12 protein-coding genes and 1 tRNA gene are annotated in these 17775 nt (G+C 56.7%); 6 read left to right on the forward strand and 7 right to left on the reverse strand.

The genetic code is table 11. The features are described 5' to 3' along the window. Positions 1-17: 17 nt before the first annotated feature. The 5 genes from ACI0FJ_RS08230 to ACI0FJ_RS08250 form a co-directional block, all read right to left on the reverse strand. On the reverse strand, positions 18-506 hold the full coding sequence (locus tag ACI0FJ_RS08230; protein WP_424301613.1) for a hypothetical protein: 489 nt from the start codon (positions 504-506) through the stop codon (positions 18-20). 252 nt (positions 507-758) lie between these two features. After that, entirely contained in the window at positions 759-1070 is a 312-nt protein-coding gene (locus ACI0FJ_RS08235; protein WP_424301616.1) for a TIGR03905 family TSCPD domain-containing protein, read from the reverse strand. Between the two features lie 180 nt (positions 1071-1250). After that, positions 1251-1730: a metallophosphoesterase family protein gene (locus ACI0FJ_RS08240; protein WP_424301619.1), complete on the reverse strand. Its 480-nt coding sequence runs from the start codon at positions 1728-1730 to the stop codon at positions 1251-1253. Between the two features lie 12 nt (positions 1731-1742). Next, positions 1743-3971, reverse strand: a complete 2229-nt coding sequence (locus tag ACI0FJ_RS08245; protein WP_424301622.1) for a CHASE2 domain-containing protein — start codon at positions 3969-3971, stop codon at positions 1743-1745. A 177-nt stretch (positions 3972-4148) separates the two neighbouring features. Next, the gene (locus tag ACI0FJ_RS08250) at positions 4149-5429 is read right to left on the reverse strand and encodes a GNAT family N-acetyltransferase (RefSeq protein ID WP_424301625.1); all 1281 of its coding nucleotides are present in this window, start codon (positions 5427-5429) and stop codon (positions 4149-4151) included. Positions 5430-5689: 260 nt separating this feature from the next. On the opposite strand from ACI0FJ_RS08250, the gene rocF reads away from it, so the two are divergent. The 4 genes from rocF to ACI0FJ_RS08270 all read left to right on the forward strand — a co-directional run bounded on the left by rocF (position 5690) and on the right by ACI0FJ_RS08270 (position 11771). After that, positions 5690-6661 carry an arginase gene (gene rocF, locus ACI0FJ_RS08255; protein ID WP_424301628.1) on the forward strand — a complete coding sequence of 324 codons (972 nt, stop codon included), beginning with the start codon at positions 5690-5692 and terminating at the stop codon, positions 6659-6661. Between the two features lie 347 nt (positions 6662-7008). Beyond that, a complete protein-coding gene (locus ACI0FJ_RS08260) occupies positions 7009-9183 on the forward strand; it encodes an EAL domain-containing protein (RefSeq protein ID WP_424301631.1) in 2175 nt (724 codons plus the stop codon). A gap of 280 nt (positions 9184-9463) precedes the next feature. Continuing rightward, complete coding sequence (locus ACI0FJ_RS08265; RefSeq protein ID WP_424301634.1) at positions 9464-9730, forward strand: RNA recognition motif domain-containing protein; 267 nt, start codon at positions 9464-9466, stop codon at positions 9728-9730. A 319-nt stretch (positions 9731-10049) separates the two neighbouring features. Beyond that, the gene (locus tag ACI0FJ_RS08270) at positions 10050-11771 is read left to right on the forward strand and encodes a radical SAM protein (protein WP_424301637.1); all 1722 of its coding nucleotides are present in this window, start codon (positions 10050-10052) and stop codon (positions 11769-11771) included. A gap of 26 nt (positions 11772-11797) precedes the next feature. Here the strand turns inward: ACI0FJ_RS08270 and ACI0FJ_RS08275 are convergent, their stop codons facing one another. Further along, positions 11798-13252 carry a hybrid sensor histidine kinase/response regulator gene (locus tag ACI0FJ_RS08275; protein ID WP_424301640.1) on the reverse strand — a complete coding sequence of 485 codons (1455 nt, stop codon included), beginning with the start codon at positions 13250-13252 and terminating at the stop codon, positions 11798-11800. Positions 13253-13447: 195 nt separating this feature from the next. Between ACI0FJ_RS08275 and ACI0FJ_RS08280 the strand changes: the two genes are divergently transcribed. Both ACI0FJ_RS08280 and ACI0FJ_RS08285 read left to right on the forward strand, forming a co-directional pair. Further along, positions 13448-15556: a thioredoxin domain-containing protein gene (locus ACI0FJ_RS08280; protein ID WP_424301643.1), complete on the forward strand. Its 2109-nt coding sequence runs from the start codon at positions 13448-13450 to the stop codon at positions 15554-15556. Between the two features lie 115 nt (positions 15557-15671). Further along, positions 15672-15747: transfer RNA gene (locus ACI0FJ_RS08285), tRNA-His, on the forward strand. 108 nt (positions 15748-15855) lie between these two features. On the opposite strand, the gene selB is transcribed toward ACI0FJ_RS08285, so the two are convergent. Beyond that, entirely contained in the window at positions 15856-17760 is a 1905-nt protein-coding gene (gene selB / locus ACI0FJ_RS08290; protein ID WP_424301646.1) for a selenocysteine-specific translation elongation factor, read from the reverse strand. Positions 17761-17775: the final 15 nt, after the last annotated feature.

Consider the following 17775-nt stretch of genomic DNA (forward strand, 5'->3'; position numbering starts at 1 on the left):
AACCCCGGATTTAGCAGCTAGAATACTGGACTTTCAGCATAAACCCATTTTCCCGGCAGTGTTTTCCCTGCAAAGAAATCCTCCACACGCTCCCTTCCGGACTCGCAGATTTTAAGGTCTGAAAGGCCCATGCTCGGACCGCGGGTTGAATACATGGACAGGGCACGCTCCACAAAATCGGCCAGAACAAAACCGCACTGGGCTTCTATCTCACGATCGCGTCCACGCCATGTCAAACTCAGGGCAATTTTGTGTCCACGGTCCATGCCGCAGGTTACCATGTTGCCGGTACGCTTCAGCGTTTCAAGCACAACATCGGGATTTACCGCGCACCATCCAGCTATTGTGCGGGAAAAAAGCGGTTCAACAACAAGATAATAGTTCTGGTCGATCTTGCAGGCCAGGGATACGCCGGGGCGGTTCAAGACATCGCATTCCCGGTCGTACTGCATGGCCAAAGCCCGTCCTATCCGATCCAGAACATCCGCATAGTCAGTAAGAGGCATTGCTCCCTCCCCAGGATGGAATACTACGCAAAAAACACCATTATCTTAATCTGAATAGTACGCTTAGCCCCATACTGTGGCAAGGCGACGAAAATTCGGAAAAAAAGGGGCGGAAAAGAAATTTCAGAAAGTGGAGCAGGGAGAAAACGTCGCGTGAAGTTCGCCTTTCCGACGGCAGCCGGGCCGCATCCACGCAAGGTTGCGGTCCGGGCCTGCCGCTACAAGATGCGGTCTGAATGTATAAATTCCGGTTCAGGACAGGAACGACTCTACGAGTTTCATTCCTGCCTTGACCGAATCCGGGATTTCCGTGGATTCGCCCTGCTTGTATTCGACAAGCGCCTTGGTAAGCTGGTCCGGACAGGAAGTGGACTTTTTGCCACAGGTTATGCCGGAAAGCTTGGCGATAACTTCGTCCACAGCCATGCCTTCAATCAACCGGGAAAGTCCTTCCAGGTTGCCGGGGCAGCCGCCGATTACACGAAGGGATTTGATGGTGTCGTCCTCGGTAACGTCAAACATCATCTGCTTGGAGCAGACGCCTTTTGGTGTGTAGGTGAACATGTAGGGAACCTCTTCTGTCGTGATGATTTTTCAAAAAAAGGCCGGAGCCGAAAGAAATGCCGCTCACGCGACGCTCCATCCGTCGGCTCCGTCAGGCAGAGCAGTAAGTGTAATGCTCCATGTTTATTAGTCAAGAGCACGGGGACAACGTGCAGATGGCCCCGCAGGTTTTGCAAGGGGTTAGGGAATCACCCGCTGAACAACGGGCCTCTCTCCTTTTTCCAGCGTCAGCAGGGCCATGCTTGGTTCGTGCTCCTGAAGGCTGCCGGGATTGAGTGCCCAGGTAAAATCTATGGTTTCCCAGAAAAACCGGTGCGTGTGGCCAAAGCAGATGATGTCGTACCCCGGCCCGAAAGACTGGACCACCTTGTAGGGCACCTGGGAACGAGGCCCCCAGCCGTGCGCCACGCCGATGCGAAACCCTTCGTATTCCAGAGTGAGGGTGTCGTTCAGCTCGGCGGCAAGGTTGTACTCGCACATATTGCCGGCCACGGCGTGCACCCTGGGGTGGCTGCCGACCAGCCAATGATAAAAGTTGACACCGGTGATGTCGCCGCAGTGAATGATGGCGTCGGCTCCGGCCATATACTGTTGAAATATTTCCTCGTGCCACGGGGTCGGCTCAAAGGCGTGTGTATCGGAAAGTACGGCTATTTTCATGCTGTATCGACTTTACTTGGTGGTGAATGTCCAGACACCGTCCCATTGCTCGGGAGGATCGGCCTGGAGCGCCTGCAACCGCTCCAGGTAAAGAGCCACGGTCTTGTCTTCGGGGTGGGACTCGGCCAGCAGGCGGGCCTTTTCCAGCCCGGCCTCAAAACGAGCCGAGCGGTAGTCCTCGATCATTTCAAGGTACTCGGCCGTATAATCCAAAGGTTGCGCTTCGTGGATGGGAGCCTGCAGCTCGAATATCTCCACTGCGTCTTTCTTGCCTTTTACCCGCACCAGGTCAAGGGGACGGGTCCAAAAATGGACACTGACCTGCTCCTGGGTGAACTGGCTGATGATGATCCCCACGCCGTAGGTTTTGGTAAGCCCTTCCAAGCGCGAGGCCAGGTTCACGTTGTCGCCCATCACCGTATAATCGAACCGTTCCTGGCTGCCCATGTTGCCCGCGACCATCTCGCCGGTATTGATGCCGATGCCGATAGCCAGCCGGGGCAGGCTGCGTTTTTCCAAAGAGCGGTTGAGGACTTCCAGCTGGTACTGCATTTCCAGGGCCGTGTTGCAGGCCTCCACGGGATGCTCGGGATAGTGGTACGGCGCCCCGAACACCGCCATGACCGCATCACCAATGTATTTGTCCAGCAGCCCCTTGTTCCGCATGACGATCTTGGTCATGTCCGTGAGATATTCATTGAGCAGGGCCACAAGGTTATCCGGGCTGAGCCCCTCGGAAATGGACGTGAAGCTGCGGATATCCGAAAAAAGGACGCTCAGCTCCAGGCGTTCCCCGCCCAGGCAGAGACGGTCGGGGTCTGCCGTCACCTGTTCCACCACATTGGGGTCCAGATATTTGGAAAAGGCGCTGCGTATCTGTTTTTTCTGCAGGTCGGAAAACAGATACCTGTAGGTGTTCAGGGCCAGATAGGTCCCGGCAAAGCTGAGCAGCGGATAGACGATGTTCAGCCAGTACTGCTTGGCAGTGAGAAAATATTGGTTTGCGTAGATGAAACCGAAGGCCAGCACCGTGAAACTGAGCAGAGTCACCACGGTCCGCGCCCGCCACAAAAAGGCCACGGTAACGCCCGCAAAAATCCAGATGGCGGCAATGTCCATCAGCGGCGCCCATTCCGGGTGACGGATGAAATCCTGGGTAAGCATGTTGTCCAGCGCGGTGGCGTGGATTTCCAGCCCCGGATAGGCCACGCCGTAGGGAGTGACGCGCAGGTCGTAGACCGTGGGCGCGGTAACGCCCACCAGCAGATAATGATGTTTGAACAGAGCGGGGTCCACATCGCCGTCCAGCACCTTCCAGGCCGGAATATGGGGAATGGCCCCGGCGGGTCCGCGATAGTTGAGCAGCATGCGGCCTTTGGCGTCCGTGGGCACGAAATGGCGCTCCCACTGCGCACCCACCATGCCGTTCTGCGTCACCAGCAGCATGGGCGGCGCCTGGGGAACGGCACGGCTGAACATGGCCGCGGCCAACGGCTGGTAATAGGTGCCGTTGAAGCCGATGACCATGTTGTAACGGCGTATGGTTCCGTCCGCATCGGGAATGACGTTGAAAAAAGCCTGCGAACCAACGGCCTTGGCCAAAAGCTCGGTATTGGTGCGGGGTTTGAACGCCCTGGGCACGCCCAGAACATCCGGGCGCTTCCCGCCGTCCAGCTGCTTTTCGAAATATCGGGCCGCCCGGCCCAGCGTATTCTTGCCGGTATCGTCTGCGGATTTGGGATCGAGGTTGAAATAGTAGCCCAAAATCTGGTGCGACTTGGCACCGAGCAGGGCGCGGGCCAGTTGGGCATCCTGGTTGGTGGCCCCCAGCCGTTCCTTGAAATAACGGCGCAGTTCCAGCGTGGGTTTCAGGCCGATGCGCTTGGCGTTGCGGATGAGTTCCACCAGCTCTTCACCCGCGGGGTTGGCCTGCGGCTCGGAAAAAACAATATCATAGCCCACGGCCTTGGGGCCGTAGCTGTCGATTTTGCTGACGAGCTTTGCCGTAAGTTCTCTGTCCCACGGCCAGCGCCCGTATTTGATCAGGCTTTCCTCGTCCACGGCAATGATGCTCACCTGGTGGCTACTCTCCTGCGGACCGCGGGCCAACAAACGGAGATCAAAGGCGCTGAGTTCAAGCCGCTCCAGAAACCGGGGACGTTCCAGGTATGCCCAGCTGCACAGCGCGGCAATGACCACGGCAATACAGGCTGGAAAGAGCAATTCCTTGAAATTTTTCATGAAAAATCCTGGTACGTTTTCCAGAACAAGACGCTGTCCCGCAGCGGGGCAAGACGGTCAGCTTATTGAGACTCCGATATTTGCCGTAGTATCCGTGGTTGCGCAAAAAAAAGCAAACCATGTGATCAATTGGCCGGTACGCTGCCGTTTTTTGGAAGAAGCAGCAATGTTGCGCATCTACCTGTGCAGAGGAACCAAGGCGTTCAATTCGTCCATGTAGGCGCGTTCCAGCTCGTTGATATGGCCGATGTTTCGCTTGAACAGATCGTTCATGGCAGGCTCGGCAAATCGATGGGCCGACAGGCCAGGACGGGAAACAAAACCCCGGACGGCCTTGTGGTTGCCGCCCATGCCGGGGTCGTACTGCCGAATGCCCTGCGCAATGGCCCACTCCACAGGCGCGTACATGCACAGTTCAAAATGGAGAAACCGGATATCCAGCCGCGTTCCCCAATAGCGCCCCCAAAGCCGGTCGCCGCGCCGGACAAACAGGGCCATGGCCACCGGTTCCTTTTCGCCCGGCACCTCGGCCACGCCCAAAAGGACCTCGGCCCCTGCTGCTCCGGACAAATCCCTGAAAAATTCCGGTGTAAGGAATTTGCAGCTGTAGATTCCAAACTTGTCGTTGGTCCGCGAATACAGCAGCTGCATCAGGTCCAGCAGTTCGGAGGTAAACTCCTGGTGGGGAACAAAACGCACCCGCACGCCCTGGTCGTGCAATTCACGCCGCTCCTTGCGTATGGTGCGCCGCCGGTTGGAGTTGAACCGGCCAAGGTAGTCATCAAAATCGGCATACCCCTGGTTTTCCCACAAAAACGCCTGATGCTCCCACAGGTGGTAGCCCCGACGCGCCGCATCCTCCCCGAACTGCGGGTCCACAAAAAGAAACGACGCCCCGCCCAGATTGGCCCCCCGCACCAGGGCATCCACGCACCGATGCATGGATGACAGGATGGAACCGCCCTCTCCCGAGGGCTGGACCAAAGGCTGGACCTGTGGCTGGGCCACAACGTCCGGACCAACATCGTTTGGGGCACCACTGTGTGCGCCATGAGGGTCGGAGGGCTTCTCCCCGCCCCGGTCATCGGCTGCAGTAAGAAAACGATAGCCGGTAACAGGCGAAAAAGGACTCATGCCCACCAGCTTGGGATAATAGGAAATGCCTACTCTGGCCGCCGCCTCCGCCCAAACCTGGTCGAAAACGAACTCGCCCATGCTGTGGCCTTTGAGATACAACGGGGCTGCCCCGACCAGACGGTCGCCACGCCGGACGGTGAGGTGAAAAGGATGCCAGCCCGTACCGGGACCGACGGAACCGGACGCCTCCAACAGTTCCAGCCATTCCCAGGACATGAAAGGCGTTGCATCCACGGCCAGGGCGTTCCATTCATCCGCCCGCACCTGGTCGATGTTCTCGAGCCACTGTATGGTCAACGCATCTTGAGGAATTACTGTCATTCCCTGATACTATGCGCTCGTATTCCTTCTGGCAATGGCAGCAGGATGGCCCTGTGCCCGGACTGGAAAAACTATTGCGTAGAGAGTATACCCGCCGACGACGTTCGGCCCCCACGGGCAAAGCCTTTGGCGGAACAGCGCAACGTTGCGCGGGACAAATGTAACCCGCGCGTAACACGGCATTGCTTCTTTTTACAGAAAATCCATGTACGGAGTATGGCCTCGCGCCTCATGGATGATAGCTTCACAAGGACGACATTATGCTACAACACGACAAGAGCATTCATATACTCGGGGTTCCCCTGGACCTCGGACTCTCCAAACTGGGTGCGGACATGGGCCCCACCGCCCTGCGCTATGCAGGCCTGTACCAGGCCTTTGACTACGCCGGTTTCAAATACGAAGACCACGGCGACCTGGACGTGCTCAAGAACTTCACTCTGGACCGCCTTCCGGTGCAGGAGCGGAACAAAAAGCGCTTTGACGAAATCATTCGTGTCAGCGACCAGCTGGCCCACTTTGTCAACAAAATAGCTTCGTCCGGCGGTTTTCCCCTGACCCTGGGGGGCGACCACTCCACCTCCATCGGCTCCATTGCCGGACTTGCCAAGGCCTACGAACGGCTCGGAGTGATATGGATAGACGCCCACCCCGATGCCAATACTCCAGACACCAGCCCCAGCGGAAACGTACACGGCATGCCGCTTGCCACATCCCTTGGACATGGATACAAGGAATTGACACATTGTTTGGGGTTTGCCCCCAAGGTCCGTTACGAAGATGTCTGTATCGTCGGTGCCAAGGACATCGATCCGGAAGAACTCGAGTTTCTCCGCAACCATGATGTCTGCATGTACACAACCTTCGATATTCAGGATATGGGCATCGGCCCGGTGATCCGTCAGGCAGTGGAACGTGTGGGAAAACATACCGACGCGGTATATGTGAGCTTTGATGCCGACGCCATGGACATGAACCTGGCACCCGGCACGGGCATCATGACCAGGGGTGGCCTGGGCTACAGGGAAATTTCCTACATAATGGAATATATAGGCAGAAACGTGACCCTGGCCGGAGTCGACATGATTGAACTCAATCCCCTGATGGACAAGCGCAACGCCACCGCCGAATTGTGTGTGGAGCTGCTCATGTCGCTTTTGGGGGTAAGGTATTCCGACTACGAAAAATCATACCTGCCGGACAACCAGTGGGAAAACGGCAACGACGAGTAGAAGATAGAATACAGGACCGCCCTTTTTTGGGCGGTCTTAAAATATGACGGAGCACAATCAGAAAAACGCGGTTACCAGGTACGCTCACGCCGCATTTGGCGGCGCATGACGGGTTATGCCCACCATGTGACGTACCGCACCTAACGCTGCATTACTAATGATACAGAGTAAACGAACGCAACACGGGCGTTCAAACTGACCGTGAAATCGTGTTGTGAGCCAGGGGAAACTTTTTGAATTACCCGACAGTATTTGGAGCCTTTTTACCAGATATAGTTTCCTTTCAGCGCCTTGCCGTACCCGCTGGTCTTCTGAGCCCCCGGCGATCCGGCCTTTTCCGGGGAATAATGCAGCCCGGAAGCTACAAGGAACTGTTCGACAGCGCCCTTTTGGGCGTATTTCGATCCACCATGGACGGCTACATGCTGTGGGGCAACGACACACTGGCAAGAATTTTCGGGTATTCCACTATCGAGGAAATGCGCAGCTACTGCGACAGCGATACCACCAGAATCTACCTCAACCTTCAGGAAAGAACCGCCATAACCCAGGCCATTTTCAGCAAAGGACAGGTTACGGAAGCCGAAGTCCAGATGGTCTGCAAGGACGGCAGCACAGTATGGATCAGCCTCTCGGGCCATGCGGCACGGGACACCCAAGGTACGGTTCTTTATTTTGAAGGTTTCCTCTACAGTATTACTTCCCGCAAACGCATGGAGCAGGTTTCCAACGCGCTAATCCGCATTTCCAATGCCGTAAGCGTTACCAACGATCTGAACGACCTGTTCCGCTCCATCCACAATATCCTCAAAGACCTTCTGTACGCAGAAAATTTCTTCATCGGCCTGCACGATGAAAAAACCGACAATCTGGATCTGGTCTATCTGGAAGTCCCCACCATCGACAATCTGGCCCCCATTTCCAACATAAGCGATCCATGCACAGCATCCCTTTCCGGCCACGTACTCCGTACCGGCTCTCCTTTGCTTATCGATAAGAAAGGACAGGAGAAGATGGGATTCACAGGCATTGCCAGCGCAATCTGGCTGGGGGTTCCGCTCATCATCCGCGAAAAGACCATCGGTGTCATGGCCGTACAGCATTATGAAGATCCGAATTTCTACAACGAGTCGCACGTCAAGCTCATGGTCTCCATTTCGGAACAGGTGGCCATGGCCATCCAAAGAAAGCGGAGCGAGGAGCTACTCGCCTATCAGGCAACGCACGACTTTCTGACCGGCCTGCCCAACCGGCTGCTCTTCACCCAACGGCTGGAAGCGGTCATCAAACGCAAACGCAGATGCAAGAGCACCTGCTTTTCCGTACTGATGCTGGACCTCGACCGGTTCAAGCTGGTTAACGACAGCCTTGGCCACCATGCCGGAGACGAACTGCTGCGCCAGGTAAGCGCGCGTTTGGCGCCCTGCCTGCGGGAAGTGGACACCATTGCCCGATTTGGCGGAGACGAATTTGCCGTGCTCCTGGAAAACAACGGCGTATCGCGCGATACCATGACGGTGGTCGAACGTCTGGAAGCCTGTCTGAAGGCTCCCTTTGATCTGAACGGCCAGCTGGCACACAGCGCGGTCAGCATCGGTGTGGTCATAAACACCGAGAACTACGAGCACCCAGAAGAAATAATCCGCGATGCCGATCTGGCCATGTACAAGGCCAAGGAAAATCTCAAATCCAACTTCTGCATCTTCGATTCCAGCCTGCATGAACAGGCGGTAAAGGCCATCACCCTGGAAAACGCCATGCGCAAGGGACTGCGGAACAACGAATTCCATCTGGTGTTTCAGCCGATCTTCGATCTGGAAACAACAACGCTTTCCGGGTTCGAAGCCTTGTTGCGCTGGGAATCCGAAGAACTAGGGTCCGTGTACCCGGACCAGTTCATCCCGGTTGCCGAAGATTCCGGCATGATCATCGAACTCGGAGCCTGGACGCTGAAAAAAGCCTGCGCAACCATGGCCGAATGGTTCAAGGACCAGCCCAAGGCCGAAAACGTCTTCATGTCCGTCAATCTTTCGCCCCGCCAATTCGCCCAGGCAGACCTGCCCCGGATGGTGAAGGACACCCTGGAGCACACCAAGCTCAAGGGGAGCAGTCTGCGCCTGGAAATTACAGAATCGACCATCATGCGCGATGTTCTCTCAACCAACGCCACCCTTTCCGCCCTCACCGAACTCGGTGTCTGCATCGGCATAGACGACTTTGGTACCGGCTACTCCTCGCTTTCGTACCTGCAGCAGTATCCCGTGGATATTCTTAAAATAGACAGATCGTTCATATCCGAGCTGGACACCAAGGCAGGCAACAGGCGGCTCATCAAATCCATTATCGCCCTCTCCCACAGTCTGAACATCCATGTGGTGGCCGAAGGGGTTGAAACCCGCAACCAGGCCAGCATTCTCAAAAACCTACACTGTGAATTCGGCCAGGGGTACTTTTTTTCCCGGCCGGTCCCCGCTGAAACCGCGCTGCAGTTCATCTCCCTGGGTGCCCTGCCCATTTACTGATTCCCTCACCGCCCTTTTTCCTCTCCCCGGATTCCGCCTTCAAATAAAGAAACACCGAACTTCGTACAAAAAATAGAATTTCATGTAGACAAGGCCTCACATTTTATTTACTCCAGAAAACGATGGAAAAACGTCTGAAAACAGAAAATGGCAACGGCCAAGCGTAATTTCAGGCGTAGGGAGAATCGGGTTGCAAACGGTGGTATTGCCCCGGCCTGGCATTTTCCGTTGAACTCGATTTGTTTGTTTATGTTTTACGTTTTTTTGAGGAGTTTGGGCTATGGCTAAGAACATCTATGTCGGCAACCTGCCCTGGAGTTCAACGGAAGAAGAGCTTCGTGAAGCCTTCGGCCAATACGGAGATGTCGTCTCCGCAAAGGTGATCTACGATCGCGAAACCGGCCGGTCCAGAGGATTCGGCTTTGTGGAGATGGAAGGCCCCGGGGCGGATGATGCCATCAGTGCACTGGACGGAAGCAGCATGGGCGGACGCAACCTCAAGGTAAACGAGGCAAAACCCCGCCCGCAGCGGGCCCAGCGCTGGTAAACCCGATACATCATTCGAATGATACCAAGGAGAGGCTTCGGCCTCTCCTCTGGTTATACCGGTAAGCCACAGGAGCTCCCCACCATATCGCGTATATACGCATCGGCCTTGAAATGTGCCCACGCCCCGGCTCTTATTCCTTTGGCAGCAGCCAACGAAATTGCCTTGCTTCGAAAAATTCCCCTTTCCAGTATTCCACATCACGACCGGTTCTGAATTTTCCCCGCATACTGTGCCCGTCCTTTTGCTTCCCCCCCCCACACACACCCCGCAGAGGCCGATTGACGCCCCCGCGCAGGTGTGCCAGGAATTGGCGGATATGCGAATACTGCTGATCTATCCCTATTTTCTTTTCGACCGATCCTGCGACGAAAACATCCGCGCCCTTCCCATGGGCATGCACTACATCGGCGCTTCGCTGCTGGAAGCAGGCCACGAGGTGGAGCTTGCCGACTGGCACGACCTGTACAAGGACCCATCCATAGCCGACAAAACCCTCAAACGCTTCCGTCCGGACGTTGTGGGTGTATCCATCTTCCACGCCAACCGCTGGGGCGGAATCGACATTGCCGGATATATCCGGGAAAAATATCCCGACCTGCCCATCATCTTCGGCGGCATCGGCGCGACATTTCTGGACCGCCTGCTTCTGGAAAATTTCGACTGCATCGACGTCATTGTACGGGGCGAAGGAGAGCACACCTTCACCGCCCTGGTGGACGCCCTGGAGCAGCACCGCCCGCTGGAGGAAATCCCGGGCCTGTCCCTGCGCAAAGACAACGCCTATTTTGCAACGCCCGATGCGGAACCCATCTGCGACCTGGACAGCCTGCCCATGCCCGCCCGCCACTTTTCCTTTTCCCATCTGGCACTCACCAGGGGCTGCCCAGGCAAATGTTCGTTCTGCGGTTCTCCAAAATTCTGGGGTCCAAAGGTCCGCTTCCACTCGCCGGAATATTTCGTCACCCAGATGCACCTGCTGTATGAAAAAGGCGTGCGCCACTTCTTTGTATCCGACGACACCTTCACCCTGCGCAAGAACACGGTGCTGGAAATATGCCGCCGCATCCGCGAATACCGCATGGACATCACCTGGCAGGCCATTTCCCGCGTGGACCGGCTGGACGACGAAACCGCGGCAGCCATGCGCGCGGCAGGCTGTACGCAGATAAGCTTTGGCGTGGAAAGCGGCTCCCCTGCCATACGGCGCTCCATGCGAAAGGGCTTCAGCAACGATGACGTGCGCCAGGCGTTCGCAGCCTGCATGCGCAACGCCATCCTGCCACGGGCCTACTTCATCTATGGCAACCCGGACGAAAACGCCGAAACCATCGAGGAAAGCGCGGCCCTCATCAGGGAAATCCGTCCCCTCATCAGCCTTTTTCACGTGCTTTCCGTTTTTCCCGGCACATCCTTGTGGGAAGACTGCAAAAAGAAATTCAATCTGACCGATCAGGTCTGGCTGGAACGCAACGAAGACATGCTCTACTTTGAATGCGATCCGCAAATGCCCCCCGAGCAGGTCACGCAATGGGGACAGACCCTTAAAAAAACGTTTTACAACGGACTTCCCGAGGCGGTGCAGGAGCTTGCCCCGGAAACAACGGGACAGGACACGGAGCGCTTTGCCGACTTCGCCACCCGCCTGGCCGCCACCTTTGCCACGGGCGAATATGCTGCCGACGAACATGTGAAGGATGCCCCGGCACTGGCAGAACATCTTTTCCGCAAGGCCCTCCAGCACGGCAACCTGCCGCAGGCCGCCAACGGGCTGGGCCGTCTTTTGGGCAGCTCGGGCCGATTTCGCGAAGCCCTGGAAACGCTCTCCCAAGGGCTGGCCGACCATCCGGACAGCCTCGATATTGCCCTTTCTCTGGCTGCCGGGCTGCTGAGCTGCAACGCAACGGAACAGGCCCGCACGGTACTGGAGGCTTTCAGCCAACATGCCGAAGCCTGGCCCTGGCTGGCCCAATGTTGCGCCATGCAGGGAGACACGGCCGGACAGGCCGAATACACCCGGAAAATACAGGCTGCGGGGTAAAACTCCCGAACCGGGAAAAAGGGGAATCAGTCCGCCGAAGGACAGGGAAGGGAAAAGAAGAAAGAGGTTCCTTGGTCCTGCTTGCTTTCCACCCAGACGTCGCCGTCATGCGCCCTGACGATGTCGTGGACAATGGCAAGCCCCAGCCCGGTACTTTTCTCTCCACCCGTCGGCTTCGTGCTCAGCCGCTCAAACGGCTTGAACAACCTGTCCAATTCGTCGGAAGGAATTCCCGGGCCTTCATCTTTCACGCAAAACACGACGTCCTGCCCGTCCAACCCCAGCGAAACATGCACCGTACTTCCCAGTGGTGAATATTTGACCGCATTGCTCAAAAGGTTGGAGATGACCTGGGGCAGACGGTTGAGGTCGGCAATGCACGGAACAGGGCCAAGGGATGAAAAATCGATGCGGATGTTTTTTGGCTCGGCCATGACACGGTACAGCCGGACCTCTTCTTCCACCAGGGCGGAAACGTCACAATCGTCCAGCACCAGGTCGATCTTACCGGATTCCAGGGCGGATACGTCCAGCAGGTCGTTGACCAGGGCCAGCATGTGGCTGCTCGTATTATGAATGGCTTCAAGAAAATTTTTCTGTTCTTCGTTGACCTTGCCAACAATCCCTTTTCGCAACAGCTGGCTGTAGCCTTTGATGCTGCCGATAGGATTGCGCAGATCGTGCGCCACCATGCCAAGAATGCGATTCTTCAGTTCATTCAGATCACGAAGTTCCCGAATACGTTCAAGATGCTCCAGGTTCTGACGCGTTCTCCAGTACAGTTCCTCGTATTCGAACGTCTTGGGCAGAAAATCGTGGGCTCCGCCCTTGATAAACTTCACCGAGGTACCTTCCTCTCCCGAGGAGAGCCCTATAACCGCTTTTTCTCCCCAGCCGTACTTGTCCCGAATGCGATGGGACAAAACCGTGCCGTCCATTCCCTCCATTTCAAAATCCGTAAAGATCAGACAGATTTCCGGCTCGGCATCCAGCACCTCAAGCGCCTTCTCCCCGGATGATGCCTCCAGAACCGTGAGCATCTGGCGGGTCAGCAACTTACGCATGTATTTGCGGAACTGGAAGGAATCGTCCACCACCAGCACCTTGAGGAAGGTGTTGCGGTGCAGGCGCTCGATCATGCTGGCAAGAGCCATGACCGTATTGCCGCTTTTGATCACATAGTCGATGATCCCCTTGCCCAGCATGCGCTTGCGAAGGTCCGGCGTGAAATCCGAAGTATAGATGATAACCGGGATGCCACGGGACATGACCTTGTTGACAATCTCCTCGCCCGACGCATCCGGAAGATGCATATCCAAAACAGCCAGGAAAAAGTCACCATTCCTGTCGATGGTATCCAGCGCTTCCGCAAGCGAGTAGGCATTGAGGGCCTGGAATCCAGGAACCGCCTCAAGGCTTACCTTGAGCAGCCGCGCCACGGAATGGCTGTCTTCCACTATCAAAATTCTTCGATTGTCCATTGTCCCGCGTCCTGCCTTGCATTTTCCAAATGCAACAAACAACTTTTTTCTCTTTGGGGCAGGCAATACTGGGCCGCCACGTTGAGAAGCATACGTCCGGACCCCCATCTTGCTGTATTATTTTTTACCACCGCTTGCCAGATGCGTTCCCCTACCATAAACTACGTATCATCTGAAAATTCAAGGAGCCATGCCATGCCCCTCATACAGAATCGCCTGAATGCTGAAGGAAGCCCCTACTTGCGGCAACATGCTGATAATCCCGTACACTGGCTTCCCTGGGGGCAGGAGGCCTTCGAGCAGGCCAAACAACAGAACAAACCTATTTTTCTCTCCATAGGCTACTCCACCTGCCATTGGTGCCACGTTATGAACCGTGAGTCCTTCAGCAGCCCGGAAGTTGCCGAAGAGCTCAACAAGACGTTTATCTGCATCAAGGTGGACCGGGAGGAGCGGCCGGACGTGGACGCCCTGTACGTGGACGCCTGCCAGCTTATGACCGGCTCCGCCGGATGGCCTCTGAACATCATCCTCACCCCGGACCGCAAACCATTTTATGCGGGCACCTACTTTCCCCCGCACAGCCTGCCCGGACGTATCGGCCTGGTGGAACTGACGACCAGCGTTGCCAAACTCTGGAACGAAGACCGGGACGAAGCGGAAAAATCCGCCTCGCGCATCCATGAAAGCCTGCTGCGTCTGGAACGCAGACAAACAGGATTCCCCCTGGGCGACCAGGCTCTCTTCAAGGCCGTGGACGAACTCAAACAGGCTTTTGACCAGAAGAATGGTGGATTCTCCGAGGCCCCCAAGTTTCCCACGCCACACAACCTGCTTTTCCTGATGCGTTTTGCCAAACGCAACCTCGACACGGGCTGCATGGACATGGTCATCCGCACTTTGGACGCCATGCGCCGCGGCGGCATCCGGGACCATATCGGCGGCGGATTCCACCGCTATTCCACGGACGAAGCATGGCTGCTGCCCCATTTTGAAAAGATGCTCTACGACCAGGCACTGCTGATGCTGGCCTACACCGAAGCCCATCAACTGACCGGACGGCTGCGCTACCAACGTACCGTCAGGCAGATAGGCGAATACTGCATCCGCAACATGCGCCACCTGGACGGCGCGTTCTACAGCGCGGAAGATGCCGACTCCGAAGGCGAGGAAGGACAGTTCTACCTTTGGACCTTTGAAGAACTGCAAAAAGTGCTGGGCAAGGATCTGGACCTTTTCAAGAAGGTGTATCCGGTAAGCGAGGAGGGGAATTTCCTCGACGAATCCACCATGTCCCGCAACGGACGGAACCTCATATTCCGCACCGAGCCGCTGGAAGAAACAGCGCGTCGCCTGGGGCAGGACTACACCATTTTGCGCTCCAAACTGGAAGCCATGCGGCATATTCTGTACGCCGCCCGCACCTCGCGCATTCGCCCCTTCCGGGACAAAAAAATCCTTACCGACTGGAACGGATTAATGATTGCCGCGCTGGCCACGGCCGCCCGCACCATCCACCCCTGCTGGAAAGCAACGGCTGCACGCACCGCCGACTTCATTTTGGAGAAGATGGAAAACAACGGCCGCCTTTACCACCTTTGGCACGACGGCGAGGCAGGCGTGGACGGCATGCTGCACGATTACGCCTGCATGGCCTGGGGGCTGACCGAACTGTACGCCACGACCTTTGATACAAACTATCTGGACAAAGCCATACAGCTGGCCCAGACCATGATCGACCAGATGCACGACGATTTGAACGGCGGCTTCTTTGCCACCCCGGAAAGTTTGGAACTCATTCTCGTACGGCAGAAGGATTTCCGTGATGCCGCCCTGCCCTCGGGCAATGCCTTCGCCCTGCTGGCCCTCAAAAAGCTGGCCGTACTTACCGGAAGCAAGGAGTTCGAACGCTGCGCCCAAGGCATCGAACAGGCCTTCAGCACAGAAGTGGTGCAGCGGCCTTCAGCGTTTACCGGGCTGCTCATGGGCGTGGACTTTTCCCTGAACGGAGGAACCCAGGTGGTTGTGACGGGCGACCGGCACCGCCCGGACACTTCCATGCTTATTCAAGCAGCGCAGAGTGAATTCGCCCCCAATATGACGCTGGTCCATATTCCCCCGGACAATGTCCCTCCCGTCCTGGCACACTGGGCCGAAGGCAGGCCCCTGGTGGACGAAAAAGCCACGGCCTACGTGTGCCGGAACTTTGCATGTCAGGAACCTGTTACCGATCCGGGAGATCTTCTCGAACAATTGGAAACGCCTTCCCCGGCCAGTGGCCGCAACGATAAGCAGGAGACGTAGGAATTTTACGGACTTTTTTGCTCCGTATAACGATTTTTCTGATGGCGTATGGCGATTTTTCGAACATTTCACTTGACCGCCACTTTTGTCTCAGCTATATGCCCTACCTCGCGTGGCGAACGTAGCTCAGTAGGTAGAGCACACGGTTGTGGCCCGTGTGGCCGTGGGTTCAAATCCCATCGTTCGCCCCACCCGAAAATCAAAAGGCTTGATGATCCGCTCATCAAGCCTTTTTTCGTGTCTCACGCAAGACTCCGACTTCCCGGGCAGAAGACCTGCCTGCCGTATTTCCCGTCTTCCTATCTGTTGCGCAGGATTCGCCTGTCTCCCACCCGTACAGTTATCTTTTCCTTGTCCATGAACTCGAGCAGGGGAATGACGTATTTTCTCGACAGGCCGGTAATCTCGCGCAATTGGGACGGACCGAGATCGTCATGGTCCTTGAAATACACTTCCACCGCCGCAACGATCTCCTGCAGGGCGGGCGTAAAATAATACATGTCCTCTTTGATCTTGCGCAGCTCTCCCTGCTCCGTAAGCAGACGAAAGACACCGGCAGCATCCTTGAATGTCAGGTCCAGCGGTTCCAGCACGTCCTTGACGTTGGGCGGGGCCTGCCCCCCTTCCGTAAAGGCCTTCAAAATGGTCGTGCGCAACTTTTCCTGGTCCGATGCCAGGGAGACCTTGTGCTCGGGCAGGCGCAACAGCTCCCCTTCCTGCACCACCTCGCCCCGCTTCACCAGCCGGGCAACCAGAAACTGAAATAATTTTTCAGACAGATTCCTGCCCCAGCCCGAGGCCGCTTCCACCCGGACCTGCCCGGTCTGCATGGGGTTGGCCTTATGGTATCCGGCCAGATGCGCCACAAAGTCCTGTCCGAGGCGCTCCAGTACCTCACCGGAAACATAGCCGTGTTCTTCCTTGTCGAACAACAGGGCCTTCTGCTTTGCCCCCATTTCGCTCAACTGTTTTTCCAGCTTCTTGTCCTCAAGCCCGGACATGATGCGCAATCCGGCAAAATTCACGCCCCGTTCGCCAGCCATTTTCAGCTGCGATGCAATGCGCAGTGCCGGATCGTCGCCCGCAAGCTCACGAAGCCGGTCCACCTGATCGGAAAAACGCTTTATCTTGTGGCTGACCGGCCCGATGACCCGGCCCCCGCCAATGGTGCGAAGCGGCGAAAAGGAACGGATGACGAACCTGTCGCCAAAGACCGCGCAGACAGGCTCGTCAAAGCGAATCTGGCACACTGCCGTCTCGCCCGGCTCCAGCTGTTCCGTTTCCAGCAGGTGAACGCGGCCCAGCTGTTCCCGACTTCCCATATGAAAATGAAATTCCTTGCGGTGCTTCAGCCCCCTGTGCGCCGAAGACAAAAGGGTAAGCTCCACATCCAGCCCCTTGGAGGGAATAAGGCTGCCCGGAGCGGCCAGAATGTCACCGCGCTGCAGATCCTCCACTTCCAGGCCGTGCAGGTTCACCGCTGTGCGCTCCCCGGCATGGGCGGTCTCTTCCGAAGCACCATGCCGCTGGATGGACCGCACCTTGCCTTCCCTGTCTTCGGGATAGGCCATGATGCGGTCGTTCACTGCAAGAGTGCCGGAAATGAGCGTTCCCGTAACCACGGTGCCGTGCCCCTTCATGGAAAAGACGCGGTCCACGGGCAAACGCAACAAATCCATACGCCGGACGCTGCCGCAGGCTGCGGCCACCTCGGCCAGACGGGCCTTCAATTCGTCCAGCCCTGCTCCACTCTGGGCAGAAACCGGCACGATGGGCGCATCCTGCAAAAAAGTGCCGTCCAGAAACTCCGCCAGATCGTCGAGGACAAGCTCCAGCCAGTCTTCATCCACCATATCGGTCTTGGTCAGGGCCACCAGCCCGCGTTCGATGCCCAGCAAGGAGCAAATCTCCAAATGCTCCCGCGTCTGCGGCATCACGCCCTCGTCCGCGGCAATGACCAGCATGACGAAATCCAGCCCGGCCGCACCGGCCACCATGTTCTTCACAAACTTTTCGTGGCCGGGCACATCCACAATCCCCAGACGGCTGCCATCGGGCAGATCCATGTAGGCAAAACCCAGTTCGATGGTAATGCCCCGGCGCTTTTCCTCGCCCAGACGGTCGCAGTCGATGCCCGTAAGCGCACGCACCAACGTGGTCTTTCCATGATCTATATGGCCCGCCGTGCCCATTACCAGCGACATGCAGCCTCCTTTGCG

Origin of the sequence: Desulfovibrio sp. 7SRBS1, from assembly GCF_049723905.1 — a bacterium.
In the GTDB taxonomy this organism is placed as follows: Bacteria; Desulfobacterota; Desulfovibrionia; order Desulfovibrionales; family Desulfovibrionaceae.